This window comes from Curtobacterium citri, from assembly GCF_030362955.1.
In the GTDB taxonomy this organism is placed as follows: Bacteria; Actinomycetota; Actinomycetes; order Actinomycetales; family Microbacteriaceae; genus Curtobacterium; species Curtobacterium citri.
In genome coordinates this window covers 312,173-336,766 of the sequence record NZ_JAUCML010000002.1, presented here as the reverse complement: position 1 = coordinate 336,766, position 24,594 = coordinate 312,173, and the positions used below count along the sequence as shown (strand labels likewise).

The window sequence follows — 24,594 nt, the reverse complement described above, 5'->3', positions numbered from 1 at the left end:
GCCTGTGGCGATACGGTGGAGCGCGTGACCCTCGATCTCCTCTCCCTCTACCAGGACCTGCACGCCCACCCGGAGCTCGGCTTCCAGGAGCACCGCACCGCCGGCGTCATCGCCGACCGGCTCGCCGAGCTCGGCGGGATCGAGGTCACCACGGGCGTCGGCGGCACGGGTGTCGTGGGCGTCCTGTCGAACGGCGACGGTCCGGTCGTGTGGCTCCGCGCCGACATCGACGGCCTGCCCGTGCAGGAGCGCACCGGCCTGCCGTACGCGAGCACGCACACCGGCCGCGACGACGAGGGCGCCGAGGTCCCGACGATGCACGCCTGCGGGCACGACATCCACGTCACGTGGCTGCTCGGCTCCCTCGAGCGGCTCGTCGCCACCCGGGACGACTGGAACGGCACCGTGGTGGCCGTGTTCCAGCCCGCCGAGGAGGTCATCTCCGGCGCCCGCGCGATGATCGAGGACGGCCTGGTCGAGCGCTTCCCGCAGCCCGACGTCGTCCTCGGACAGCACTCGGCGCCGGCCCCGGTCGGCGTCGTCGCGGTCGGCTCCGGCCCCGTGATGGCGTCGAGCGACCGCCTGACGGTCACGTTCAACGGCCGCGGTGCGCACGGCTCGGCGCCCCAGGCGTCGCTCGACCCGATCGTCACCGCCGCCAGCGCCGTCGTGCGCCTGCAGACCGTGGTCTCGCGCGAGGTCTCGCCGTCCGACGCCGGGGTCGTCACGGTCGGCTCGTTCCACGCCGGTACGCGCCCGAACATCATCCCGGACCAGGCCGTCATCGAGATCTCGACGCGGGCCCGGAACGAGGAGACCCGCGAGCGCATCATCGCCTCGATCGAGCGCATCGTGCGGGCCGAGAGCGACGCCGGCGGTCTGCCCGCCCCGACCATCGAGCGGGCACCGGGTGCCGAGGTCACGGTGAACGACGCGGACGCCGCGCGCCGGGTGCTCGACGCGCTCCGCGGGGTCGTGCCGGACGCCCGCGACCTGGAGATCGGGCTCGCGATGGCGTCGGAGGACGTCGGACAGCTCGCGACGGCCGCCGGCGTGCCGCTCGTCTACTGGTTCACGGGAATCACCGACCCCGAGCTGTTCCGTCGCGGCGAGGAGATCCCGAGCAACCACTCGCCGTTCTACGCCCCGCAGGCCGAGACCGCCATCCCGGTCGGCGTCGAAGCCCTGACCGCCGCCGCTCGCGCCTGGCTGTCCTGAGGCGCGGCGGCGGGAGATCCACAGCCAACGCACGCCGAGCCCGGCGGATGTGGCCCTAGGGTGCTGCCCATGCGTACGCCCCGGACCCTGATCGCCGCCGTCACGGCGGGCATCGCCCTCGCCGGCCTGACCGGCTGCTCCGCCGACGCCGTCCGCCAGGCCACCGACCTCGGTTCCTCGGTCGCGTCGAACGTGAGCGAGACGGTGCAGGGCATCGACGGCAAGGCCGTCCAGGACGGCATGGCCTCGGTCGCCGGCGGCATCGACGGCGCGCTCGACGCGGCGCTGTCGGGCTCGGGCGTGACGAGCGACGGGAAGGTCCCGGACGGCTTCCCGACCGCGGACGTCCCGCTCGTCGACGGCACCGTCCTCGGCGGAGGGGCCGGTCCGGACGGCACCGGCTGGGTCGTCCAGGTCCGGGTGGCCTCCGTGGACGAGTTCGGCGCGGCGGACGAGCAGCTGGCCGCGGCGGGCTACACCGAGTCGGCGAAGCGTGCCGACGCGACGAGTGCGTTCGGGCTGTTCCGGAGCGACGCGTACCGCGTGGTCCTGACCGTGTCCGACTCCGAGGCCGGTGCCACCGCGACGTACATCGTCACGCCCCGGTAGCGAAGTACCCTGGGACGCGATGTCCAAGGCTCCCGCAACGCGTCCCGAGCGCGTCCTGTTCGTGCACGCCCACCCCGACGACGAGACCCTGTCGTCCGGCGGGACCATCGCCACCCTGCTGGAGCTCGGTGCCGAGGTCACGGTCCTGACCGCGACCCGGGGCGAACGCGGGGAGATGCTCACCGAGGCCCTCGCGCCGCTCTTCGGCGACGGTCCCCGTGTGGCCGCGCACCGCGAGACCGAGATCGCCGCCGCGCTGGCCGCCCTCGGGGGCCCGGCGCACCTGTGGCTCGGCGGCAGGGGAGCGCGCCCCACCGACCTGCCCGAGCGGCGGTACACCGACTCCGGCATGCAGTGGGGGCCGGACGGGCGTGCCACGGCCGCCGCCGACGCCCCGGTCGACTCGCTCACCGCGGCCGACCTCGGCGAGGTCGTCGACGACGTCCGCGCGGCGATCCGCTCAACGGGGGCCGACGCGGTGGTCAGCTACGCCGACGACGGTGGCTACGGCCACCCGGACCACGTGCGCGTGCACCACGCCGCGCGGTACGCCGCCCGCGCCGAGGAGGTCGCCTTCTCGATGATCGTCCCCGCGGACTCGCCCGAGGTGGACCTGACGGTCGACGTCGTGCCGGTCCGGGCGAAGGTCCGTGCCGCGGTGGAGCAGTACCGGTCGCAGGTCACCGTCGACCGCGTGGACCCGGCCGACCCGCAGCGCCTGACCTGGGTGATGCCGCACGGTGTCCGGCAGGCGGCCCCCGCGGTGGAGGCGTTCCGGCACGACGCCGACCCGGTCCCGCCGGCACCGGAGACCTTCGCCGACCTCGGCCGTCAGGGCAAGGTCACGGCGGTCGTCGTCGCGGCGGTCGCCGGGCTGGTCGTCGGAGCACTCGGGACCGTCACACACCAGCAGCGACTCGGGGGCTTCCCGGTCGGCATGGTCCTGACCACGCTCGTCGTGCTCGGGCTCGTCGTGGGCCTGCGGTTGCTGTACCGCTCACGGGCGATGGTCGCGGCGGCCGGCATCGCGATCATCGTCGCCACGCAGGTCCTGGTGAGCGTCGGCGGTCAGTCGTCACCGCTCGTGCTCGCGAACCTCGCCGGGTACGTCTGGACCTTCGCACCCGCGGTGATCGCGGCCTTCGCACTCGCGTGGCCCGACCTGTCCGGACTCCGCGCCCGCGCCGCAGCGGCGTCGGCTCCGTCGTCGGCGGACTCCGCGCGGTCCGGGGCTCCCGGGCGCCGCGGGTAGACTCGACCACGCTCAGTCCGAAGGGAGCACCCGCACCGTGACCTACGTGATCGCCCAGCCCTGTGTCGACGTCAAGGACCGCGCCTGCATCGACGAATGCCCGGTCGACTGCATCTACGAGGGTGACCGGTCGCTGTACATCCACCCCGACGAGTGCGTCGACTGCGGTGCGTGCGAGCCGGTCTGCCCGGTCGAGGCGATCTACTACGAGGACGACCTCCCCGACGAGTGGGCCGACTACTACAAGGCCAACGTGGAGTTCTTCCAGGAGGTCGGGTCGCCCGGTGGCGCCGCGAAGGTCGGTGTGATCCACAAGGACCACCCGGTCGTCATGGCCGAGCCCCCGCGCGGCTGACCCCGGACCGGACCGTGGCGCTCGACCTCCCCGACTTCCCCTGGGACCAGCTCGTCCCCTTCAAGCAGCGCGCCGCGGCGTACGAGGGCGGCATCGTCGACCTCAGCGTCGGCTCACCCGTCGACCCGACCCCCGAGGTCGTCCGGACGGCGCTGGCGCAGGCGACCGACGCGCACGCCTACCCGCAGGTCGCCGGCACACCGGCCCTGCGTGAGGCGATCGTCGCGTGGTACGCCCGCCGACAGGGCGTGACGCTCACGCCGGACCAGGTGCTGCCGACGATCGGCTCGAAGGAGTTCATCGCCGGGCTGGCGCTGTGGCTCGGCATCGGACCCGGCGACACCGTGGTGTTCCCCGAGGCCGCGTACCCGACCTACGAGCTCGGTGCCGCCCTGGTGCGTGCGGAGGCGCTGGCGTCGGACGACCCCGCCGCGTGGCCGGACACGACGAAGCTCGTGTGGCTCAACTCGCCGGGCAACCCCGACGGCCGGGTGCTCGCGGTCGAGCAACTCCGTGCCGCGGTGGAACGTGCCCGTGCGCTCGGCGCCGTGATCGTGGGCGACGAGTGCTACGCCGAGCTCGGGTGGGAGCCGCCGTACGACGCCGCACCGACGCCGTCGATCCTCGACCCCCGGGTCGTGGGCGACACCACCGACGGCGTCCTCAGCGTCTACTCGCTGTCGAAGCAGTCGAACCTCGCGGGCTACCGTGCCGCGTTCGTGGCGGGTGACGCCGCGGTCCTGGCCGACGTGCTCGCGGTGCGCAAGCACACCGGCATGATGCCGCCGCTGCCCGTGCAGGACGCGATGATCGTCGCCCTCGCCGACGACACCCACGTCCAGCAGCAGAAGGCTCGCTACCGGGCCCGCCGGAACATGCTCCGACGGGCACTCGAGGGCGCCGGCTTCCGGATCGACCACAGCACGGCCGGGCTCTACCTCTGGGCGACCCGGGACGAGCCGGCGCTCGACACCGTCGGCTGGCTGGCCGACCGCGGCATCCTCGTCGCGCCGGGCACCTTCTACGGTCCCGCGGGTGCGGAGCACGTGCGGGTGGCGCTCACGGCGACCGACGACCGGATCGCGGCGGCCGCGCAGCGTCTGGCGAGCGCCCGCCGACTGGCGGCTTCCTGACGGAGGCGCACCGCGCCTCCCGACCGACACCGCAACGCACGACGTGCGTGCTCCGCACAATCCGTGGAGTCCACCAAACCTTCGCCTCCGGGTGGTGCACGACCGACAGTCCTCGCAGTTAGGCTGTCCCCGTGACTGACACTGCCAACGATGCTCAGAAGACGGCCACACCGCCCACCACGCCCGTTCCCGTGAGCCCTGCCGCCGCCGAGTCGACGGAGACCGCGACGCTGACGTTCCCGGGTGGCACGGCGGAGTTCCCGATCCTGCCGAGCGTCGACGGCGCGTCCGCCATCGACATCTCGTCGCTCAAGAAGCAGACCGGGCTGAACACGCTCGACTACGGCTTCGTGAACACCGGGGCGACGAAGAGCGCCATCACGTACATCGACGGCGACCAGGGCATCCTGCGCTACCGCGGGTACCCGATCGACCAGGTCGCGTCCGGCTGCACCTACCTCGAGGTCGCCTGGCTCCTCATCTACGGCGAGCTCCCCACGGACGAGGAGCTCGCGGGCTTCGACGCCCGCATCCGCCGGCACACGCTGCTGCACGAGGACCTCCGTCGCCTGTTCGACGCCCTGCCGCACTCGGCGCACCCGATGTCCGTCCTGTCGAGCGCCGTGAGCGCCCTGTCGACCTACTACGAGGACGACATGGACGTCGACGACCCGGAGAAGGTCGAGCTGCAGACCGTCCGGCTCCTCGCGAAGCTCCCCGTCATCGCGGCGTACGCGCACAAGAAGGCGATCGGCCAGGCGTTCCTCTACCCGGACAACAAGCTGTCGTTCGTCGACAACTTCCTCCGGCTGAACTTCGGCACCATGGCCGAGCCGTACGAGCCGAACCCGGTGCTGTCCAAGGCGCTCGAGCGGCTCCTGATCCTGCACGAGGACCACGAGCAGAACGCCTCGACCTCGACCGTGCGCCTGGTCGGATCGACGAAGGCGAACATGTTCGCGTCGATCTCCGCCGGCATCAACGCGCTGTACGGGCCGCTGCACGGCGGTGCGAACGAGGCCGTGCTCGAGATGCTCCAGCAGATCAAGGACTCGGGCGAGCCGGTGTCGCGCTTCGTCGAGCGGGTGAAGAACAAGGAGCGCGGGGTGAAGCTCATGGGCTTCGGGCACCGCGTGTACAAGAACTACGACCCGCGGGCGAAGCTCGTGAAGGAGTCCGCGCACGAGGTGCTGCAGTCGCTGGGCGTGCAGGACGACCTGCTCGACATCGCGATGGAGCTCGAGCAGATCGCGCTCGAGGACGAGTACTTCGTCAGCCGGAAGCTCTACCCGAACGTCGACTTCTACACGGGCATCATCTACCGGGCGATGGGCTTCCCGCCGCGGATGTTCACGGTGCTCTTCGCGATCGGGCGGCTGCCGGGGTGGATCGCCCAGTGGCGCGAGCTCAACAACGACCCGCTCAACAAGATCGGCCGCCCGCAGCAGCTGTACGTCGGACACCCGGAACGGGACCTGCCGGCGCGCTGAGGCCGACGACGACGGCGCTGTGCCGTCGTCGGTGCCGAAAGGCCCGCTCGCGTCCCGCGAGCGGGCCTTTTCTGTCACCTTGGGACGCGGCGGCGACGGATCCTGCCCGCTCGGCGACGCGCACGCGGCGTGTCCTGCCCGCTCGGTGACGCGCGTGCGACCGCGCGGAACGCGCGCGTGCGTCGAACCACCGAAGCGACGTCGAACCAGCCCGCCCGGTCGGTTCGATGTCGCTTCCGTGGTTCGACCCGACGGACGGGAGGCGCGTGGCGGGACCGCCACGCGCTTCCTGTCCGTCGTCGGGATCAGTCCAGGGCGTCGAAGTCGTCCCAGATGGGCGTCTTCGGCTCGGGGTACGTGGCCATCTCGGCGCGCACGTCGTCCTCGACGCTGATGCCCCACTCCGCGAAGAAGCGCGTGAGGTCCTGCTTCGTCACCTGGGCTGCGGCACGGATGAACGCGCGGCGGTAGGTGCGGTCGCCGTCCTCGTTCGCGCGAGCGGTCGTCCGCGCGACGACGTCGTTCCCGTACGCACGACGCAGCTGGTCGAACATCAGGCTGCGCGTGGTGGCGTTCAGTTGGTTCGCCCAGAAGTCGCGCTGCTCGATCGGCTTCGCACGGAACTCCCGGACCTTGTCCGTCCAGCCGTCGAGCCAGTTCCGTCCGTTCACCCGCTCCTCGATGACGAGGCTCGCGAGGTCTGCCGAGGCGTAGTCGTCCGCCTGCCCGAAGCCGTTCTTCCAGCGCGTCGAGCGCTGCTGGTAGACCTGCCCGATGGCGTGGCGGAAGTGGCCCTCGCCCGCCTGGGTGCGGTCGCCGGTCAGCAGGTTGTGGGGGTCGGCGAAGTCCGTGGGGAAGGACACGAAGCCGTTGTGGGCGTCGGCGTACTCGGAGCTGCCGGAGACGTCGTAGCTCGGTGTCGCGATGTGCACGCGGTGCTTGCCCTGACCGCCCCAGAACTTCGCGTTGGTCTCGACGACGTCGTCCCACGCGGCGAGGCGCGCGTCGAGGTCGTCCCCGTGGACGAGCTCCTCGTTCTGGTCGTCCTTCGGCTCGTCCGAGTGCCGACGGACGTCCGCCTGCACGCGCTCGCCGATGAGCAGGAAGAACGGACTGGCCGTCCACTCGCGCAGCTGCCGGTCGAACTTCGCGCGGTCGGTCTGCCCCTTCACGAAGGTCGGGACCGGGTACCCACCCGCGATGTGCACGATGCCCGTGTCGGTGTCGCTCGTGTCGAACACCGAGACGAGGCCGTCGTGGGGCGCCGTGATCTCGGTGGTGACGCCCCCGCGCGCGGCGAACTGTGCGACGCCGACGTTCTTGCACTGGTTGATGCCGATGTGGTTGCCGTACTGGCCGACACCGACGAAGACGCCGCCCATGCCCTCCGGCACCGTGACGGCGATCTGCTGGCCCTTCTTGATCCACCGGCCGGCCTGGCGGAGGTCGCTGCGGGCGTAGCGCGTGCCGTCCTCCCACTGGGCGTCCTCCGCGATGCCGAGCGGCGCGACCGCGAGGTCCGAGGCACTCGTCCCCACGATCGGAGCGGGGATGCCGACGGCGTCGACGTCGGACGTGGGCGGGGCGGTCGCAGCGGGGGTGGTCGGTGCCGGGTCGGTGGCGGCGTTCGCGGTGGCGGGGACGAGCACCGTGCCGAAGACGGTGGAGGCGAGCACGAGGCCGCTCAGCGCGACGCGCGCACCGCGGGCACGGGAGGGGGACGAGGTCATCAGGACTCCTCGGTCGGGACAGGGACGCCGCGAGCGTACGGAGCCGTCGCTGTCGAGCCGTGTCCGCTTCCGGAGACGTCGTTCCCGCGTGCTGGTCCGCCGAGCGGGCGCGGCGGTGTCCCGCGGGGTCGTGTCCCGGTGCCTAGGCGTGCAGGTCGGTGTTGAGCTGGATGCCCTGCCCATGCCGCTGCGACGCCTCGACCGCTCCGGTGAGCGAGTTCCGCCGGAACAGGACGTTCGGCACCCCGGACAGCTCGGCCGCCTTGACGGTGCGGGGGGTGCCGTCGGGGGAGGGGGCCGTGCCGACGAGCACGACCTTCGTGCCCGCGGTGACGTAGAGCCCGGCCTCGACCACGGAGTCGTCGCCGAGCGAGATGCCGAGCCCGGCGTTCGCCCCGAGCAACGCCCGTTCGCCGAGGGACACCCGGTGCGTCCCGCCGCCGGAGAGCGTGCCCATGATCGACGCGCCGCCGCCGATGTCCGTGCCATCGCCGACGACCACGCCCTGGGACACCCGGCCCTCGATCATCGCGTCACCGAGGGTCCCGGCGTTGAAGTTGACGAAGCCCTCGTGCATCACCGTGGTGCCGGGAGCCAGGTGCGCTCCGAGCCGGACGCGGTTCGCGTCGCCGATGCGGACACGGTCCGGCACGACGTAGTCGAGCAGCCGCGGGAACTTGTCCACCGCGTGCACCGCGATGCCGGCGCGCTGGAGCGACGGGCGCAGCCGCGTCAGGGCCTCGGGGTGGACCGGTCCGGCGTTCGTCCACGCGACGATGGGCAGGTGCGCGAAGACCCCGTCGAGCGAGACCTCGTTCGGCCGCACGTGCAGGTGGCTCAGCAGGTGCAGCCGCAAGTAGGCGTCCGGCGTGCTGGTCGGTGCCGCGTCGATCGCGATCTCCGTGGTGACCACCTCGATCCGGACGTCGCGCCGGGGGTCGTCGCCGACGTGGGCGCGGAGCTCCTCAGGGAAGGCCGCGTCGGCGGGACGCTCGCCGAGGTGCGTCTCGGGGTACCAGGTGTCGAGGGTGGTGCCGTCGGTGGCGATCGTCGCGAGGCCGTGGCCCCAGGCGTGGGACGGTCGGGCGGTGGGGGTCGTCTCGGTCACGGGACCAGGCTAGCGAGCGGCCCGGGCTGCGGACCGTCCGGGCGGACGGCCCGGGGACGTGAACGGTCGTCGTCCACAGGTGTGCGGTCCCTCACGGAGCGCGCGAGGCCCGGCCGGTAGGCTGCCCGCATGCCGGAGCTGCTCGACCTCACCGCCTCGTCCATCGACATCACCCGTGCCATCTGCGACATCGAGTCGGTGTCCGGGAACGAAGGGCGTCTGGCCGACGCGATCGAGGCGTCGCTCGCGTCGCTGCCCCACCTCGACGTGGTCCGCGACGGCGACGCGATCGTCGCGCGGACGCAACTCGGGCGAGCACGACGCGTCGTCATCGCCGGGCACATCGACACGGTGCCCCTGAACCACAACCTGCCGACGGAGTTCCGCACCGCCGAGGACGGCACCGAGATCCTCTGGGGCCGCGGCACGGTCGACATGAAGGCCGGCTGCGCGGTGCAGCTCAAGCTCGCGCACGACCTGACCGACCCGAACGTCGACGTCACGTGGGTCTTCTACGACCACGAGGAGGTCAGCGACGCCCTGAACGGTCTCGGCCGCCTGGCGCGGACCCGGCCGGAGCTCCTCGCCGGGGACTTCGCGATCCTCGGTGAACCCTCCGGCGCGCAGATCGAGGGTGGCTGCAACGGCAACCTCCGCGCCGAGGTCCGCACCTCCGGCAAGCGCTCCCACAGCGCCCGCAGCTGGATCGGCGACAACGCCATCCACAAGACCGCCCCGATCCTCGCCACCCTCGCCGCGTACGAACCGCGGACGGTCACGGTGGACGGACTCGAGTACCGCGAGGGCCTGAACGCCGTCGGCATCACCGGCGGGATCGCCGGCAACGTCATCCCGGACGAGGCGATGGTGCACGTCAACTACCGCTTCGCCCCGTCGCGCAGCGCCGACGAGGCCGTCGCCCACATCCGCGAGCTCTTCGACGGGTACGACGTGCAGATCGTCGACCTCGCCGCCGGTGCCCGCCCCGGCCTCGACGCCCCGCTCGCGCAGCAGTTCGTCGCCGCCGTCGGCGGTCCCGCGCCCCGCCCGAAGTACGGCTGGACCGACGTCGCGCGCTTCTCGGCGCTCGGCGTCCCCGCGGTCAACTACGGCCCCGGCGAACCGGTCTTCGCCCACCACGACGACGAGCAGGTCCCCGTCGACCAGATCACCGCGGTCGAGGACGGCCTGCGTCGGTGGCTGACGGCGTGACCACCGGCCCCGCGCCGGTCGTCGCGGGGCGGAGCAGCACCACGCGGTGGCGGGCCCGCTACCGCGTCGTCCCGTGGTGGGTCCGGGTCAGCGTGGTCTACCTCGTGGCGCGGCTCGTGACGGGCGCGATGCTCCTGGCGTTCGCGAGCGTGCAGACCGCCAACTCCTTCACCGTCCAGCACCCGTCCTACCTGTCGTTCGCGTCCATCTGGGACGGTGCCTGGTACCGGGTGATCGCCTCGTCCGGCTACCCCTCGACGCTGCCCGTCGACACCGCCGGGCACGTCACCGAGAACGCGTGGGCGTTCATGCCGGCGTACCCGTTCCTGGTGCGCGGGCTCATGGTGCTCACGGGGGCCTCGTTCGAAGCGGTCGCGGTCGCGGTCTCGTTCGCGGCCGGGTGGGGCGCGGCCCTGGTCTTCCGGCGCCTGATGGGCCGCTTCCTCGACGACGGTCGGGCGACGTTCGCGACCGTGCTGTTCTGCGTCGCGCCGGTGTCCGCCGTGTTCCAGGTCGCCTACGCCGAGGCGATGGGGCTCTTCCTGCTGCTCGTCGCCCTGCTCCTGATGGTCGACCGACGCTGGTGGACCATGCTGCCCGTCGTGCTCCTGCTCGGGATGACCCGGCCGACCGGGCTCGCGTTCGCGCTCCTGGTGGTGCTCTTCCTCGGCGTGTGGGCGGTCCGTCCGGCATGGGTCCGGGAGACCGGACGGCTCACGGTCCGTCGCGCCGTCCCGCCCCTCGTGGTCGGGGTCGTCTCGGGGCTGGTCGGCCTGGCGTGGCCGGCGATCGCCTGGGCCGTCACCGGGGTGCCGAAGGCCTACACGGACACCGAGCTCGCCTGGCGGTCGTCGTACATCGGCTGGCAGGAGCTCGTGCCCTTCACACCGTGGATCCAGGGCTTCGGCTGGTGGTTCCGGCAGCCGGCGGGCGGGGTCCTGCTCGCGGTGGCCGTCGTCGGGTTCGCCGTGTTCGTCCTCCACCCCGCCGCCCGCCGCATCGGCCTGGAGCTCCGGTTGTGGGGCATCGCCTACGTCGTGTACCTGCTCGCGGTGTTCTTCCCGCAGTCGAGCACCTGGAGGATCCTCCTGCCGATCGCTCCGCTGCTCGGCATCGTCGCGTTGCCGCGCTCCCGCGTGTACCGCGTGCTCCTCGTCGTCGTCTGCCTCGGCCTGCAGTGGGTGTGGCTGGACACCTGCTGGTGGGTCGACGGCTACGACTGGACCCCACCGTGATCGGCCTCGCGGTCGTCTGACCGACGCGCGGCGGGGGTCGCGTCGTCCTGCTCTCCGGGGCGCCACTCGGCGGCGGCGTGCACCATCGCGTTCACCGTGGCGATGAACGGCACCGCGAAGAACGCCCCGACCACCCCGGCGATGGTCGTGCCCGCGGTGACGCCGAGAACGACGCCGAGCGGGTGGACCCGGACCGCTGACCCGGTGAGGAACGGGTGCAGGACGTGGCTCTCGAGCTGCTGCACGGCGACGACCACGGCGAGCATGATCAGCGCCGGCACCAGGCCGTTGAAGACGAGCGCGATGACCACGGCGACGATCCCCGCCACGATCGCGCCGACCACCGGCACGAAGGCGCCGAAGAACACGATCACGCCGATCGGCACGGCGAGCGGCAGCCCGAGGGCGAGGGCGCCGATGACGATGCCGAGCGCGTCCGTCACCGCGACGATGAGCTGCACGCGGATGAAGCTCGTCAGGGTCTTCCAACCGGCCTGCCCGGCCGCGTCGATGCGACCGCGGGAGCGGCGCGGGAAGATCCGCACGACCCAGGACCAGATCCGGCGTCCGTCGACCAGCACGAAGATCGTGGTGAAGACCACGATGAACAGGCCCTCGAGGGCGTGGACCAGACCGCTGCCGGCCTCGGCCGCTCCCGAGAGGATCGACGAGACGTGGGCCTGCAGGAACGTCGTCGCCTCGGAGAGGTACTTCGTCACCTGGGCGGACGTGATGCCGAACGGCTCCGTGGCCAGCAGCGTCTGGAACGTCTGCACGTTGCTCCGGAGGCGGTGCTCGAGCGTCGGCAGGTCGTAGCGGATCTGGGCGGTGACGACCAGTGCGAGGACACCGATGACGACGAGGACGGCGACGAAGCACGAGAGCACCGCGAGCCACTTGGGCCACCCGTGCCGCTGCAGGAACGCCGACATCGGTGCGAGCAGCGCGCAGACGAGCAGGCCGACGAGGAACGGCACGACGATCTCCTGCAGCAGGACGACCAGGGCGACGACGACGGCGAGGGCGGCGACCACGACGAGGAAGCGCCACGAGAACGCGCCGGCGATGCGCATGCCCGTCGGGACGGCGTCAGCGGTGACCCGGTCCGGCGTCCGGGTCGTGGAGGAAGTGTTCGGCACACGCCAAGGTGACCACTCCGACCCGCGAGAACGCAGCGATCCGCGGCCCCCAACCTGGGCGGTTTCGCAGTTGCCCCGCTGATACGGGATAATGGGCAGGCATGTACTGCACGAAAGGGGACATCTGGTGGCAGCAATGAAGCCGAGGACCGGCGACGGGCCGATGGAGGCTGTCAAGGAGGGTCGACTCATCATCGTGCGGGTTCCGCTCGAAGGTGGAGGCCGCCTGGTGGTCTCGGTCAACGACGCCGAGGCCAAGGAACTCCACGACGCACTCGCCGAGGTCGTCTCGGCCTAGTCCGTCGAAGCACCACGACAGTCGAAGCACCACGACAGGAGGCCCGGAGCACCCACGCTCCGGGCCTCCTGTCGCTCCGGGCCTCCTGCCGTCCACGGCCTCCTGCGCCTGTCGGTGCCGTCGGACAGGATGGGTCACGTGCCCCGCACCCGCCTGCCGATCCGCCGCATCGAGGAGTACGCGCCCGACCCGCTGTCGCGTCACTGCTGGCCCGGCACGCTCGCGCCGGTGCGGCAGGTCCTCGACGAGGGGCTCGACCTCGACCCGGTGACGGTCTTCGTCGGCGACAACGGGGTCGGCAAGTCCACCCTGGTCGAGGCGGTCGCACTCGCGTACGGCATGTCACCCGAGGGCGGCTCCACGATGTCGGGCCACTCGACCCGGCCGACCGAGTCGCAGCTGTGGGAGCACCTCCTGCTCGTGCGCGAGCCCGGTGCCCCGAAGAGCGGGTTCTTCCTGCGTGCCGAGACCATGCACGGCTTCTTCACGTACCTCGAGGGGCACGGCGGCCGGCCCGACGAACCGCGCTTCCACGAGCGCAGCCACGGCGAGTCGTTCCTCGACTTCGTGATCGACCGGTCGCGGTGGCCCGGCCTGTGGATCCTCGACGAGCCCGAGTCGGCGCTGTCGTTCTCCGGGTGCCTCGCCCTCATCGGCCTGCTGCAGTCCGTCGTCGACACCGGGATCGGCCAGGTCCTGCTCTCGACGCACTCCCCGGTCCTCGCCGCCTTCCCCGGTGCCGCGGTGCACGAGGTGGGGGAGTGGGGGCTGCGTCGCACCGCGTGGGGTGACCTCGACCTGGTCCGCGACCAGCGGGCCTTCCTCGCCGCGCCGGAACGGTACCTGCGCCACCTGGGGTGACCCGTGCCTCCAGACCGGGACCCGCTACGCGGAGACCTTGGTCATCTGCAGCAGCCCGTCGCCCGCGGGCGAGAGGGCGCTGCGCACCGCGCCCGAGGTCGACACCTCGGTGAGCAGCAGGCGGAAGTCCGTCGTCGCGCGGTCCCGCCGCACCGGGTCGGCGACGCGGCCGCGCCAGAGCGCGTGCGGGACGAGCACCGTCCCGCCGACCCGCGCGAGCCGGAGGCCGTGCTCGACGTACTCGATGACGTGCTCCGGGTCGGCGTCGACGAGGACGACGTCGTAGGAGGCCTCGTTCATCCGGGGGAGCACCTGGTTCGCACGACCGGGGATCAGCCGCACCCGCGCGGGCGCGGTGCCGGCCGCGAGGTAGGCGTCACGCGCGTACTGCTGGTGGTCGACCTCGACGTCGATCGTCGTCAGGGTCGCGTCCGGGGCGCCGCGCAGCAGGTACAGCCCGGAGACGCCGAGCCCGGTGCCGATCTCGATCATGCTGGTCGCGCGGGACGCCGCGGCGACCACGGCCACCTGAGCGCCGATCGCGGGGGAGATCGCCTCGACCCCGAGTTCCAGGGAGTGCTCTCGCGCTCGGGCGATCACCTCGGGCTCCGAGACGATGTCCTCGGCGAACTTCCAGTTCGACTCTTTCTCTGACACGCACACTCCGTTCGGAGGACAACTCTACGGGTGCGGCGCAGTGTCACGGGTTACGCTCGTTGCCGTGTCCATCGACTTCAACAAGATCCTGATCATCGGGATCATCGCGGTGCTGCTGCTCGGGCCGCAGCGCCTGCCGATGTACGCGCAGAAGCTCGCCGAGTTCGTGAAGGCCGTGCGCCGGTTCGCGGACACCGCGAAGGACCGGATGCGCGAGGAGATGGGCCCCGAGTTCGACGACGTCGACTGGCAGAAGCTCGACCCGCGGCAGTACGACCCGCGGCGCATCATCCGCGACGCCCTGCTCGACTCGGGCGACAGCACCGCCGCGGGCATGGCGGCCGTGCAGACCGCGCAGGTCACCGCGTCGAAGGTGCGCGCCACGGCACCGACGGTGCCGCTCGCCGAGGGCGAGGCCGCGCCGTACGACACCGAGGCGACCTGACGAACGTCTCGTGACCGCTGACGGACGGGAGGCACGGTGCCGGCTGGCACCGTGCCTCCCGTCCGTCGTCCGGTCGCGTCGGGTCAGTCCTTCGTCGCGACGATCGTGAACGTCGTGGGCACGCGGTCGCGGTCCCCGGCGGGCCACACCCACGAGCCGTGACCGTCCTCCTCCATGCGCGGGCTGAAGCGCCAGGGGAGCGTCCGGCCCTCGTCGAGCCGGCGGAGCCGCAGCCCGGCGCCGAGCAGGGCGTTCACGACCTCGGAGAGGGGGTGCGGCCACTCGTACGTCCGGGTGTTCGCGACGGTGCCCTCCCCGACGTAGGTGCCCGCGTCCTCCCACTGCTGCGCCGTGCCGTCCGGGAAGTACCGGTACCGGCTGACGAGCTCGGCCGCGTCCTCGTCGAGGGCGTACAGCGCCGGGTGCCCGTCGCGGATGAAGAACACGCCGCCCGGACGCAGGAGCGCGGCGACCTGTGCGGCCCACCGGTCGAGGTCGGGCAGCCAGCAGATCGTGCCGATGCTCGTGTAGACGACGTCGAAGTCGCCGGTGACGGCGGCGCGGGCGTCGAGCACGTCGGTCTCGACCCACGTGACGTCGAGGCCGAGGCGTGACGCGAGGGCGGCCGCCGACGCGAGGGCCGGTGCCGAGAAGTCGACTCCGGTCAGCCGTGCGCCCTCGCGCGCGAGCGACACCGTGTCCGTGCCGATGTGGCACTGCAGGTGGCAGACGTCGAGCCCGTCGAGCGAGCCGCCCGGCAGCCACGGGGCGAGCGCGGGCAGGTCGTCGCGCACGACGTCGGACCGGTACGCGGGGTCGTCGAGCGCGGCGACGTCGTAGGCGCCCTCGTGGATGGGCACGCGGTCGTCCCAGTTCGCGCGGTTCGTGTCCCGCGCGGCGTCCCAGTCGACGGTGACGTGGTCGGTGCTGTCCATGCCGACACGGTACCGAGGCGGCCGTCGGTGACGCGAGCGCCGCCCGGGAGGGGCGGTCAGGACAGTGTCAGCCCGAGCTTCCGGCCGGCGAGCCCGCGGCCCATCGTCGTGATCCGCTCGGCGACCCCGCGCAGGGCCACGGCCGCCGGGTCCTCCGGAGCGCCGAGCACGACGGGCAGGCCGGTGTCCCCGCCCTCCCGGAGCGGCACCGAGAGCGGCACGCGACCGAGCACCGGCACGGGCACGTCCTGCCCACGGGACAGCCGCGCCGCGGTCTCGTCCCCGCCGCCCTCGCCGAACAGGTGCAGCACGGTGCCGTCGGGCTGCACGAGCCCGGCCATGTTCTCGACGACGCCGATGACCCGCTGCCCGGTCTGTCGGGCGACGACCCCGCTCCGCTCGGCGACGTCGGCCGCCGCGGCCTGCGGCGTCGTGACGACGAGCACCTCTGCGTGGGGGAGCAGCTGGCCGACCGAGATCGCCACGTCGCCGGTCCCGGGCGGCAGGTCGAGCAGGAGCACGTCGAGATCGCCGAACCACACGTCGGTGAGGAACTGCGCGACCGTCCGGTGCAGCATCGGCCCGCGCCAGGACACCGCGGTCGAGACGTCGTCGACGAACATGCCGATGGAGACGACCTTCACCTCGTGCGCGACCGGCGGCAGGATCATGCTGTCCACGCGGGTCGGCCGGGGTGCGACGCCGTGCGCGTCCGTCAGCCCCATCAGCCCGGGGACGCTGAAGCCGTGCACGTCGACGTCGACCACGCCGACCCGCTGTCCGGCGGCGGCGAGCGCGACCGCCAGGTTGACGGTGACGGTGGACTTGCCGACGCCGCCCTTGCCGCTCGTCACGGCGATGACCCGGGTCAGGGTGTCCGGGGTGAACTGCACACCGCGCGGCCGGTCGCCGCGCAGCCGCTCGGTGAGCGCGGCCCGCGTCGCCGGGCTCATCACGGAGACGTCGACGTCGACGTGGTGCACGCCGTCCACGGAACCGGCGGCCGACCGTACGTCGCGCTCGATGGTGTCGGCGGCCGGGCACCCGACGATCGTGAGCTGCAGGTCCACGCGCACCGAGCCTCCCGGCTGCACGTCGACGCCGCGGATCATGTCGAGCTCCGTGACGGGGCGACGGATCTCCGGGTCGAGCACGCGGCCGAGCGCAGCGAGGACGGCTTCGCCGAGACGCTCCTCAGCCACGCGTGGTCGTGCCCGGCTCGTCGGCGAAGCCGGCGTCCTCGGTGTCGCGGCGGTCGAGCTCCTCGAGCAGGGACCGGAGCTCGGCACGGATGAAGTCCTTCGACGCCATGTCCCGCATCGCCAGGCGGAGGGCGACGACCTCGCGGGCGAGGTACTCGGTGTCGGCCAGGTTGCGCTCGGCGCGCTGGCGGTCCTGCTCGAACTGCACGCGGTCGCGGTCGTCCTGCCGGTTCTGCGCGAGCAGGATCAGCGGTGCCGCGTACGAGGCCTGCAGCGACAGCACGAGCGTCAGCGCCGTGAAGCCGATCGCCGCGGAGTCGAACTGCCACGGCTTCGGAGCCAGCGTGTTGTAGCCCATCCAGACGGCGCAGAAGAGGGTCAGGCCGACGAGGAACCAGGGCGTGCCCATCGCGCGCGCGATGCCCTCGGTCGCCCGACCGAAGGTGTCACCGCGGCCGCGACGCCGGGTCGGGAGCACGCGCGTGCGCATGCCCTTGGGCGAGTCGAGTCGTTCCTGGCGGTCGTCATCCGTTCGGGCCACGGGTGGTCCTCCTTCCCGTCGTCACGGGGGTCTTGCGCGGGCGTTGGCGGAGTCGCGAGGGGGCTTCCCCCTCGCCCTGACTTCGCCAGTCGTCGGGCAGGACGTGGTCGAGGACGTCGTCGATCGTCACCACCCCGACCAGGCGGTGGGCGTCGTCGACCACGGGGACGGACACGAGGTTGTAGGTCGCCATGACGCGCGTGACCTCGGCGGCGCTGGCGTCGACCCGCACCGGTTCGGTCTGCTGGTCGATGAGCGTGCCGAGGCGTTCGTTCGGCGGGTAGCGGAGCATGCGCTGGAAGTGCACCAGGCCGAGGAACCGACCGGTCGGCGGCTCGTACGGCGGCAGGGTCACGCAGACGCTCGCGCCGAGCGCCGGGGCGAGCTCGTGCCGGCGGATGAGCGCGAGCCCCTCGGCCACGGTGGCGTCGGCGGAGACGATGACCGGCTCGGTGGTCATGAGGCCACCGGCGGTGTCCGGCTCGTACTCCAGGAGCATGCGCACGTCCTGCGCCTCCTCCGGCTCCATGAGCTGCAGCAGTGCCTCGCTCCGGTCGTCGGGGAACTGCGCGAGCACGTCGGCGGCGTCGTCCGGCTGCATCTGGTCGAGGACGTCGGCGGCGCGGGCGTCCTCGAGCCGGGTCAGGATGTCGATGCGCTCCTGGTCGGGCATCTCCTCGAGCACGTCGGCGAGCCGGTCGTCGGGGAGCTCCTCGGCCACCTCGAAGCGGCGTTCCTCGGGCAGGTCGAGCAGCGTGCTGGCGAGGTCGGCGGGGACCAGGTCGGAGTACGCGGCGATGACGTGCTCGGCGGACTGGGCCTCGCCGGGGAGCTCGTCCTCGGTGACCTCGTTCCAGGTGGCGAAGGTCGTCGGCCCCTTGCCGAACGGCGACGGGGTCGTCTTCGGCTTGCGGAGGAAGAGCTGCGACACCTCCCAGTCGCCCTGCCCGCGGTCCTCGATCGCGACGTCCTCGATCGTGGCGCGGATGCGGTCGCGGGTCAGCAGGACCTTGCGTCCGAGCATCTCGGCGATCACCCGGACCTCGCCGCCGCGCTGCTCGAAGCGGCGCATGTTGACGATGCCCGTGGTGATGACCTGGCCCGCACCGATCGACGTGACGCGTCCGATGCTCAGGAAGATGCGGCGCTTGCCCGGGACCTCGACGATGAGCCCGACCACGCGTGGGGGATCGGCCCGTCGGTAGACCACCAGGACGTCCCGGACGCGGCCGACGCGGTCGCCCGCGGGGTCGAAGACGGAGCACCCGGCGAGGCGGGCGACGAAGACCTTCGAGGCGCTCACCCGTCCAGCGTAGTCGGTGCCGGTCCGGGCGCATGCCCGACGGACGGCGCCGACCCTGAGGCATCCCGGAGGCGCCCGGAGGCGAAGTCTGCGCCGGCGGAGCACCCCGGAGACACCCGGGAGGCGCACGTGTGATCGCAAGGTGCCCGGTGGATGATGGCTGGGTGAGCAACCAGAGCCCGTTCGCCGGACGCACCGCCCAGGCCTTCCCGACGCTGCCGCGCGGGGACGTCCTCGGCACCTACGACAGCTACCCCGACGCGCAGCGCGTCGTCGCGAAGCTGGCGGAGGCGGACTTCCCCGTCGCGAAGATCGCGATCGTCGGCAACGACCTCAAGACGGTCGAGCGCGTCACCGGCAAGATGACGTACGGACGCGCCGCCATCGCGGGCGCGCTGTCCGGCCTCTGGCTGGGCATCTTCTTCGGCATCGTCCTGACGCTGTTCTCGCCGACCGCCGGGGGCCTGATCATCGCCGCCGCGATCATCGGTGCCGCGTTCGGCATGCTCTACGGCATCGTCTCCTTCGCCATCACGAAGCGGCAGCGCGACTTCACGAGCGTGCACCAGGTGCTCGCCACGAACTACCAGATCGTCGTCGACCCGCAGCTGACCGGGCAGGCGCAGCAGATCCTCGGCCAGCACGGCGCGACGCCGTCGACGCACTGGAACGACGCCCCGCAGCCGGGAGCACCCGGCACGAGCGCGCGGCCCTTCCAGGGCCAGGAACCGTGGCGCCCGGGCCCGCAGCAGGGGTCGCCGTACGGCGGACACGCCACGCCGCACCGGCCGGGAGGCACGCAGCAGCCCGGCACGTCGGGCCCCGGCCCGCAGGGCGGTCGCCCCGGTGACGGTGGTCGCCCCCAGGACGGTGGGCCGCGGTACGGCACGAACGACGGCCCGCGGTACGGGACGAACGACGGCCCGCGGTACGGCACGAACGAGGGACCCCGCTACGGCGAGACCCCGCAGACCGCGCAGCAGCCCGCGCCGGCCGTCGACCCGCGGGTGCCGCAGTCGCGGCCCGACGAGCGCCCGCAGTACGGCGAGCGTGTCACCGGTGCGGACGACGACCGCGGGCGCGGTGCCGACCGCGGCGGTGCTGCTGACGGTGCACCGGAGCAGCGGCGCGACGACGACCGCGCCTGACGACCCGAGGCCCTCGCCGACGGAACGACGCCCGCGACCGACCAACGGGTCGGCGCGGGCGTCGTCGTGCGGGGGTCCCGGCTACAGGACCTTCGAGTAGCAGACGGAGCGGGCAGCCCCGACGTAGGGGCCGAAGTTGGCGATGCGGGTGAAGCCCTCGCGCTCGTAGAACCCGATGGCGCGCTGCTGCTGGTCCCCGGTCTCGAGCACGAGCGCCGGCGACCCGAGGTCGATCGCGGCCTCCTCGAGGCGACGGAGGATCCCGGTCGACACCCCGGCACCGCGCGACTCGGGTCGGACGTACATGCGCTTCACCTCGGCGATGCCGTCCTGCACGAGGCGCAGCCCACCGCAGCCGAGCGGCGTGCCGTCCTCGTCCCGCGCCACGAAGAACACCGCGATGGACTCGGCCGTCGGCTTCTCGCCGGGCTCGGTGTCGCCACCGTAGGACCGGTCGATCTCCAGGCGCTGCGCGGCCCGGAGCCGCTGCGCGTCCGGCGAGTCGAAGTGCTCGACGTCGATGGACAGCCCGCGCGGCACGGTCGTGCCGGTCGGTGCGGGGACCGCGGCGGGCGTCGTGCTGGGGCTGGTGTCGGGCATCGTCGTCACCGGTCCAGGCTAGCGGCCGGACCGCGCGATCCACCCCTCCACTTCCGAGGGGGTCCGGGGGATGCCCACCGAGAGGTTCTCGGCGCCGTCCTCGGTCACCAGGACGTCGTCCTCGATGCGGACACCGATGCCGCGGAACTCCTCGGGGACGGTGAGGTCGTCCTGCTGGAAGTACAGGCCGGGTTCGATCGTGAAGACCATGCCGGGCTGCACGGTGCCGTCGATGTACATCTCACGGCGGGCCTTCGCGCAGTCGTGCACGTCGAGTCCGAGGTGGTGGCTCGTGCCGTGCACCATGTAGCGGCGGTGGAACTGGTTGTCCGGCTGGAGCGACTCCTCCGCGGTCCCGGGCAGGAAGCCCCACTCGGCGGTCTTCCGGGCGATGACCTCCATGGCGGTGGCGTGGACCTCGCGGAAGGTGATCCCGGGCCTGACGATCGCGAACGCGGCGTCCGCCGCCTCGAGCACGGCCTCGTAGACCATGCGCTGCACGTCGGTGAAGGTCCCGCTGACCGGCAGCGTGCGGGTGATGTCGGCCGTGTAGAACGAGTCGACCTCGACACCGGCGTCGATGAGGATGAGGTCGCCCGGCTCCACGGCGCCGTCGTTGCGGGTCCAGTGCAGGATGCAGGCGTGGTGGCCGGACGCGGCGATGGTGTCGTAGCCCACCGTGTTGCCGTCGGCCCGGGCACGGCGGTTGAAGGTGCCCTCGACGATGCGCTCGCCCCGGGGGTGCGCCAGGACGGCGTCGAAGTCGGCGATGACGTCGTCGAACCCGGACTTCGTGGCCTCGACGGCCTTCCGGAGCTCGTTCACCTCGTACGCGTCCTTCACGAGCCGGAGCTCGGACAGGTCGCGGGAGAGCACGTCGTCGGTCGCGGGCGCGGCGTCGGTCGCCTCGGCCCCGCCCACCGCGGTGCCGAGGCGGGCGTCGAGCGCGCGGGTCAGCTCGTCGTCGGCGTCGCGGACGAGCAGCACCGAGGCGTCGAGCCCGTCGGCGACCTCGGCGAAGGCGCCGAGGTCGGCCGTTGCGAGCCCGAGGTCGGCGGCGACCTCGTCGAGCGACGGACGCGGGCCGACCCAGAACTCGCCGATCTCGGGGTTCGCGTAGAACTCCTCGGAGTCGCGGCCGGCCGTGGCGCGGAAGTACAGCGTGGCGTCGTGCCCGGACCCGTTCGGCGTCAGCACGAGCACGGAGCCGACGACCGTGTCGGTGCCCCAGCCGGTCAGGTGCGCGAAGGTCGAGTGCGGGCGGAACGGGTAGTCGCAGTCGTTCGAGCGCACCTTCGCCTGTCCGGCGGGCACCACGATCGTGCGCCCGGGGTGCAGCTCCGAGATCCGGGCGCGGCGCTCGGCTGCGAAGGCCGACTGCTCGCGGGGCTCGGGAGTGGGCCGCACACGGTCCGCCCACTGCGACGCGATGTGGTCCTTGAAGGTCGAGGACCCGGGGGTGGTGGAACGGTTGCTCGTCGCGCGAGGGGTGGTGTCGGCCATGTCACCCATCATCGCACCGAGCTGACCGTGCGGCCTGAGCGGCTGTTCACCTGTCGCTAGCATGGTCGACGTGCCCGATCCGTTCATCGACCTGCACGCCCACTCGAGCGTCTCCGACGGCACCGAGCGCCCCGCCGCACTCGTTGCCGCAGCCGCCGCGGCCGGACTCGACGGCGTCGCCCTGACGGACCACGACACCACCGCGGGATGGGACGAGGCCATCGCCGCCGTCCGCGACCGGCCGATGACACTGGTGCCCGGACTCGAGCTGAGCACCCGCGTCGGGTACCGGAGCGTCCACGTGCTCGGCTACCTCGTCGACCCGTCCGACCCAGGCCTCGTCGAGGAGACGACCCGCATCCGCGACGGCCGGTTCGCCCGCGCTCGGCGCATGGTCGAACGGATCGGCCGCGACCACCCGATCACCTGGGACGACGTGATCGCGCAGGCCAGCGACGGTGCGACCATCGGCCGCCCCCACATCGCCGACGCGCTCGTCGCCCGCGGGCTCGAGCCCGACCGGAGCGCCGCCTTCCGCGGGATCCTGCACCCGGCCTCCGGCTACTACGAGCCGCACGACGCCCCGACGCCCCTGCGCGGGGTGGAGCTGATCCGGGCGGCGGGTGGCGTCCCGGTCATCGCGCACCCGGCGGCGTCCTCGCGCGGGATCGTCATCGACGAACCGGCGCTCCGGGAACTCGTCGACGCGGGGCTCGGCGGCCTCGAGGTCGACCACCGCGAGAACCTCGCGCACGGCAAGCGCACCCTGCTCGACTGGGCGAAGCGCTACGGCCTGTTCGTGACGGGGTCGAGCGACTACCACGGCACCGGCAAGCCGAACCGCTTCGGTGAGCACCGCACGGCCCGGGTCTCCTTCGACGCGATCGTCGAGCAGGCGACGGGCAGCGCGCCCGTGCACGGCGCGGGTTCCCGGCTGGCCTGACACCCGCCCGGACCGGGCGCGGCAGGCCGGCGCGCTGGCGGGGACGACGGAGGGCCCGTCGCGTCAGCGACGGGCCCTCCGGTCCGGAGGCGCTACTCGCCGTCCGACGACCCCTGCGGAGCCGAGGCGGTCGCCTCGGGGGAACCGCTGCCACCGCGGCGACGGCGGCGACGCCGACGCTTCGCGGCACCGTCGGTGGTCGAGCCCTCGCCGGCGGGGTGCGCGGCGTCGGGACCCGTGGACTCGACGGCCGGAGCCGACGTGGCGGCCTCGGACGAGCCTCCCGTCCGGGTGCGCGAGCGCGGACGCGAGCCGCCCCGCTCGCCGCCCTGGCGGTCACCGCTGCGCTCGGAGCCGCGACGGTCACCGCTGCGCGGGGCGCCCCGGCCGGCGGAGGAGGAGCCGGCCTCGGCCGCGTGCGAGGGCGCGCCGGGCAGGCGACCCTTCGTACCGGCGGGGATGTCGAGGTCGCTGAACAGGTGGGGCGACGACGAGTAGGTCTCGACGGGCTCGGGGATGCCGAACTCGAGGGCCTTGTCGATCAGCGTCCACTTGTGCAGGTCGTCCCAGTCGACGAACGTGACCGCGATGCCCGTCTTGCCGGCGCGACCGGTGCGGCCCGCGCGGTGCAGGTACGTGTCCGGGTCGTCCGGGATGGTGTGGTTGATCACGTGCGTGACGTCGTCGACGTCGATGCCGCGGGCGGCGACGTCCGTCGCGATGAGCACGTCACGCTTGCCGGCCTTGAAGGCGGCCATCGCGCGCTCGCGCTGCTCCTGGTTGAGGTCGCCGTGCACGGCCGCGGCGTTGAACCCGCGGTCCTTCAGCTCCTCGACCAGCTTCGCGGCGGCGCGCTTGGTGCGCGTGAAGATCACGGTCTTGCCGCGGCCCTCGGCCTGCAGGATGCGGGCGATGACCTCGTCCTTGTCGAGCGAGTGCGCGCGGTAGATGACGTGCTTGATGTTCGCCTGCGTCAGGCCCTCGTCGGGGTCCGTCGCGCGGATGTGCACCGGGCGGGTCATGAAGCGGCGGGCGAGCGCGACGATCGGCGCCGGCATCGTCGCCGAGAACAGCATCGTGTGCCGCACCGCGGGGACGGCCTGGAAGATGCGCTCGATGTCCGACAGGAAGCCGAGGTCGAGCATGCGGTCGGCCTCGTCGAGCACGACCTCCTGCACGTGGGAGAGGTCGAGGAGGCGCTGGCGCTGCAGGTCGATGAGGCGACCGGGCGTGCCGACGACGATCTGGGCGCCGGCCTTGAGCTGCTCGATCTGGCCCTCGTACGCCTTGCCGCCGTAGATCGACACGATCGTGGTCGACCGGTTCGAGGTGGCGAGCTCGAGGTCCTCGGTCACCTGCACCGCGAGCTCGCGGGTCGGGACGACGACGAGCGCCTTGACGCCGTGCTCCGGGTCGGCGCCGAGACGCTGGATGAGCGGGAGCCCGAAGCCGAACGTCTTGCCGGTACCCGTCTTGGCCTGGCCGATGATGTCCTGGCCGGTGAGGGCGAGCGGGATCGTCTGCTGCTGGATCGGGAAGGGCTCGGCGATGCCCTTCGTCGCGAGCGCGTCGACGATGTCCTGCTCGATGTTGAGGTCTGCGAAAGTCAAAGAAGCACCTTAGTCCTGGTGGAAGTCCAGGCCAGTCTACCGACGGTCGGCGACGAGCACGCCCGCG

Annotated in this window: 24 protein-coding genes; 13 read left to right on the top strand and 11 right to left on the bottom strand. The window is 72.5% G+C overall.

Annotation, left to right across the window (positions count from 1 at the left end; translation table 11 throughout):
* Positions 1 to 24 precede the first annotated feature (24 nt).
* From QUG92_RS04020 to QUG92_RS03995, 6 genes are all read left to right on the top strand, one after another.
* A complete protein-coding gene (locus QUG92_RS04020) occupies positions 25 to 1,218 on the top strand; it encodes an amidohydrolase (protein WP_289457750.1) in 1,194 nt (397 codons plus the stop codon).
* A gap of 69 nt (positions 1,219 to 1,287) precedes the next feature.
* The gene (locus tag QUG92_RS04015) at positions 1,288 to 1,827 is read left to right on the top strand and encodes a hypothetical protein (RefSeq protein WP_289457749.1); all 540 of its coding nucleotides are present in this window, start codon (positions 1,288 to 1,290) and stop codon (positions 1,825 to 1,827) included.
* Between the two features lie 19 nt (positions 1,828 to 1,846).
* On the top strand, positions 1,847 to 3,079 hold the full coding sequence (locus tag QUG92_RS04010; protein WP_289457748.1) for a PIG-L family deacetylase: 1,233 nt from the start codon (positions 1,847 to 1,849) through the stop codon (positions 3,077 to 3,079).
* A gap of 37 nt (positions 3,080 to 3,116) precedes the next feature.
* Positions 3,117 to 3,434, top strand: coding sequence for a ferredoxin (fdxA, locus tag QUG92_RS04005; RefSeq protein WP_069711637.1), 318 nt, complete (start codon positions 3,117 to 3,119; stop codon positions 3,432 to 3,434).
* 14 nt (positions 3,435 to 3,448) lie between these two features.
* Entirely contained in the window at positions 3,449 to 4,567 is a 1,119-nt protein-coding gene (gene dapC, locus QUG92_RS04000; RefSeq protein ID WP_289457747.1) for a succinyldiaminopimelate transaminase, read from the top strand.
* A 191-nt stretch (positions 4,568 to 4,758) separates the two neighbouring features.
* Positions 4,759 to 6,057 carry a citrate synthase gene (locus tag QUG92_RS03995; protein ID WP_083263736.1) on the top strand — a complete coding sequence of 433 codons (1,299 nt, stop codon included), beginning with the start codon at positions 4,759 to 4,761 and terminating at the stop codon, positions 6,055 to 6,057.
* A 305-nt stretch (positions 6,058 to 6,362) separates the two neighbouring features.
* Here the strand turns inward: QUG92_RS03995 and QUG92_RS03990 are convergent, their stop codons facing one another.
* Together QUG92_RS03990 and dapD are read right to left on the bottom strand one after the other, a co-directional pair.
* Positions 6,363 to 7,787, bottom strand: a complete 1,425-nt coding sequence (locus QUG92_RS03990) for a M60 family metallopeptidase (RefSeq protein ID WP_289457746.1) — start codon at positions 7,785 to 7,787, stop codon at positions 6,363 to 6,365.
* A gap of 142 nt (positions 7,788 to 7,929) precedes the next feature.
* Positions 7,930 to 8,895 carry a 2,3,4,5-tetrahydropyridine-2,6-dicarboxylate N-succinyltransferase gene (gene dapD / locus QUG92_RS03985; protein ID WP_289457745.1) on the bottom strand — a complete coding sequence of 322 codons (966 nt, stop codon included), beginning with the start codon at positions 8,893 to 8,895 and terminating at the stop codon, positions 7,930 to 7,932.
* A 129-nt stretch (positions 8,896 to 9,024) separates the two neighbouring features.
* Between dapD and dapE the strand changes: the two genes are divergently transcribed.
* Positions 9,025 to 10,107: a succinyl-diaminopimelate desuccinylase gene (gene dapE / locus QUG92_RS03980; RefSeq protein WP_289457744.1), complete on the top strand. Its 1,083-nt coding sequence runs from the start codon at positions 9,025 to 9,027 to the stop codon at positions 10,105 to 10,107.
* A complete protein-coding gene (locus tag QUG92_RS03975; RefSeq protein WP_289457743.1) occupies positions 10,104 to 11,342 on the top strand; it encodes a hypothetical protein in 1,239 nt (412 codons plus the stop codon). Before dapE ends, QUG92_RS03975 begins: the two co-directional genes overlap by 4 nt.
* On the opposite strand, the gene QUG92_RS03970 is transcribed toward QUG92_RS03975, so the two are convergent.
* A complete protein-coding gene (locus QUG92_RS03970; protein ID WP_289457742.1) occupies positions 11,321 to 12,481 on the bottom strand; it encodes an AI-2E family transporter in 1,161 nt (386 codons plus the stop codon). The genes QUG92_RS03975 and QUG92_RS03970 overlap by 22 nt on opposite strands.
* 127 nt (positions 12,482 to 12,608) lie before the next feature.
* On the opposite strand from QUG92_RS03970, the gene QUG92_RS03965 reads away from it, so the two are divergent.
* Complete coding sequence (locus QUG92_RS03965) at positions 12,609 to 12,779, top strand: DUF3117 domain-containing protein (protein WP_017887054.1); 171 nt, start codon at positions 12,609 to 12,611, stop codon at positions 12,777 to 12,779.
* A 138-nt stretch (positions 12,780 to 12,917) separates the two neighbouring features.
* Complete coding sequence (locus QUG92_RS03960; protein ID WP_289457741.1) at positions 12,918 to 13,640, top strand: AAA family ATPase; 723 nt, start codon at positions 12,918 to 12,920, stop codon at positions 13,638 to 13,640.
* A 24-nt stretch (positions 13,641 to 13,664) separates the two neighbouring features.
* On the opposite strand, the gene QUG92_RS03955 is transcribed toward QUG92_RS03960, so the two are convergent.
* The gene (locus tag QUG92_RS03955) at positions 13,665 to 14,297 is read right to left on the bottom strand and encodes an O-methyltransferase (RefSeq protein WP_182047057.1); all 633 of its coding nucleotides are present in this window, start codon (positions 14,295 to 14,297) and stop codon (positions 13,665 to 13,667) included.
* A 64-nt stretch (positions 14,298 to 14,361) separates the two neighbouring features.
* Here QUG92_RS03955 and QUG92_RS03950 point away from each other — a divergent pair, with 64 nt between their 5' ends.
* Positions 14,362 to 14,742 carry a twin-arginine translocase TatA/TatE family subunit gene (locus QUG92_RS03950; RefSeq protein WP_069711629.1) on the top strand — a complete coding sequence of 127 codons (381 nt, stop codon included), beginning with the start codon at positions 14,362 to 14,364 and terminating at the stop codon, positions 14,740 to 14,742.
* Between the two features lie 83 nt (positions 14,743 to 14,825).
* Here QUG92_RS03950 and QUG92_RS03945 read toward each other — a convergent pair whose 3' ends face one another.
* From QUG92_RS03945 to QUG92_RS03930, 4 genes are read right to left on the bottom strand one after another with little or no spacing between them, the layout of a single operon-like run.
* Positions 14,826 to 15,677 carry a class I SAM-dependent methyltransferase gene (locus QUG92_RS03945; protein ID WP_289457740.1) on the bottom strand — a complete coding sequence of 284 codons (852 nt, stop codon included), beginning with the start codon at positions 15,675 to 15,677 and terminating at the stop codon, positions 14,826 to 14,828.
* A gap of 56 nt (positions 15,678 to 15,733) precedes the next feature.
* On the bottom strand, positions 15,734 to 16,879 hold the full coding sequence (locus QUG92_RS03940; RefSeq protein WP_289457739.1) for a P-loop NTPase: 1,146 nt from the start codon (positions 16,877 to 16,879) through the stop codon (positions 15,734 to 15,736).
* Positions 16,872 to 17,369, bottom strand: a complete 498-nt coding sequence (locus QUG92_RS03935) for a DUF1003 domain-containing protein (protein ID WP_069711788.1) — start codon at positions 17,367 to 17,369, stop codon at positions 16,872 to 16,874. Before QUG92_RS03935 ends, QUG92_RS03940 begins: the two co-directional genes overlap by 8 nt.
* A gap of 34 nt (positions 17,370 to 17,403) precedes the next feature.
* The gene (locus QUG92_RS03930; protein ID WP_182047953.1) at positions 17,404 to 18,723 is read right to left on the bottom strand and encodes a magnesium transporter MgtE N-terminal domain-containing protein; all 1,320 of its coding nucleotides are present in this window, start codon (positions 18,721 to 18,723) and stop codon (positions 17,404 to 17,406) included.
* A gap of 164 nt (positions 18,724 to 18,887) precedes the next feature.
* On the opposite strand from QUG92_RS03930, the gene QUG92_RS03925 reads away from it, so the two are divergent.
* The gene (locus QUG92_RS03925) at positions 18,888 to 19,871 is read left to right on the top strand and encodes a YflT domain-containing protein (RefSeq protein ID WP_182047954.1); all 984 of its coding nucleotides are present in this window, start codon (positions 18,888 to 18,890) and stop codon (positions 19,869 to 19,871) included.
* A gap of 81 nt (positions 19,872 to 19,952) precedes the next feature.
* On the opposite strand, the gene QUG92_RS03920 is transcribed toward QUG92_RS03925, so the two are convergent.
* The gene (locus QUG92_RS03920; RefSeq protein WP_083263761.1) at positions 19,953 to 20,471 is read right to left on the bottom strand and encodes a GNAT family N-acetyltransferase; all 519 of its coding nucleotides are present in this window, start codon (positions 20,469 to 20,471) and stop codon (positions 19,953 to 19,955) included.
* Positions 20,472 to 20,489: 18 nt separating this feature from the next.
* Positions 20,490 to 21,974, bottom strand: a complete 1,485-nt coding sequence (locus QUG92_RS03915) for an aminopeptidase P family protein (RefSeq protein ID WP_289457738.1) — start codon at positions 21,972 to 21,974, stop codon at positions 20,490 to 20,492.
* 70 nt (positions 21,975 to 22,044) lie between these two features.
* Between QUG92_RS03915 and QUG92_RS03910 the strand changes: the two genes are divergently transcribed.
* Complete coding sequence (locus QUG92_RS03910; RefSeq protein WP_434533037.1) at positions 22,045 to 22,917, top strand: PHP domain-containing protein; 873 nt, start codon at positions 22,045 to 22,047, stop codon at positions 22,915 to 22,917.
* A gap of 92 nt (positions 22,918 to 23,009) precedes the next feature.
* On the opposite strand, the gene QUG92_RS03905 is transcribed toward QUG92_RS03910, so the two are convergent.
* The gene (locus QUG92_RS03905; protein ID WP_289457736.1) at positions 23,010 to 24,527 is read right to left on the bottom strand and encodes a DEAD/DEAH box helicase; all 1,518 of its coding nucleotides are present in this window, start codon (positions 24,525 to 24,527) and stop codon (positions 23,010 to 23,012) included.
* Positions 24,528 to 24,594 lie beyond the last annotated feature (67 nt).

What these genes read in the sequence shown, in the direction of transcription:
- QUG92_RS03990 (WP_289457746.1), bottom strand. Translation starts at nt 7,787, where the DNA reads ATGACCTCGTCCCCCTCCCGTGCCCGCGGTGCGCGCGTCGCGCTGAGC.
- QUG92_RS04015 (WP_289457749.1), top strand. Translation starts at nt 1,288, where the DNA reads ATGCGTACGCCCCGGACCCTGATCGCCGCCGTCACGGCGGGCATCGCC.
- QUG92_RS03945 (WP_289457740.1), bottom strand. Translation starts at nt 15,677, where the DNA reads ATGGACAGCACCGACCACGTCACCGTCGACTGGGACGCCGCGCGGGAC.
- dapE (WP_289457744.1), top strand. Translation starts at nt 9,025, where the DNA reads ATGCCGGAGCTGCTCGACCTCACCGCCTCGTCCATCGACATCACCCGT.
- QUG92_RS03920 (WP_083263761.1), bottom strand. Translation starts at nt 20,471, where the DNA reads ATGCCCGACACCAGCCCCAGCACGACGCCCGCCGCGGTCCCCGCACCG.
- QUG92_RS03915 (WP_289457738.1), bottom strand. Translation starts at nt 21,974, where the DNA reads ATGGCCGACACCACCCCTCGCGCGACGAGCAACCGTTCCACCACCCCC.
- QUG92_RS03935 (WP_069711788.1), bottom strand. Translation starts at nt 17,369, where the DNA reads ATGCGCACGCGCGTGCTCCCGACCCGGCGTCGCGGCCGCGGTGACACC.
- QUG92_RS04010 (WP_289457748.1), top strand. Translation starts at nt 1,847, where the DNA reads ATGTCCAAGGCTCCCGCAACGCGTCCCGAGCGCGTCCTGTTCGTGCAC.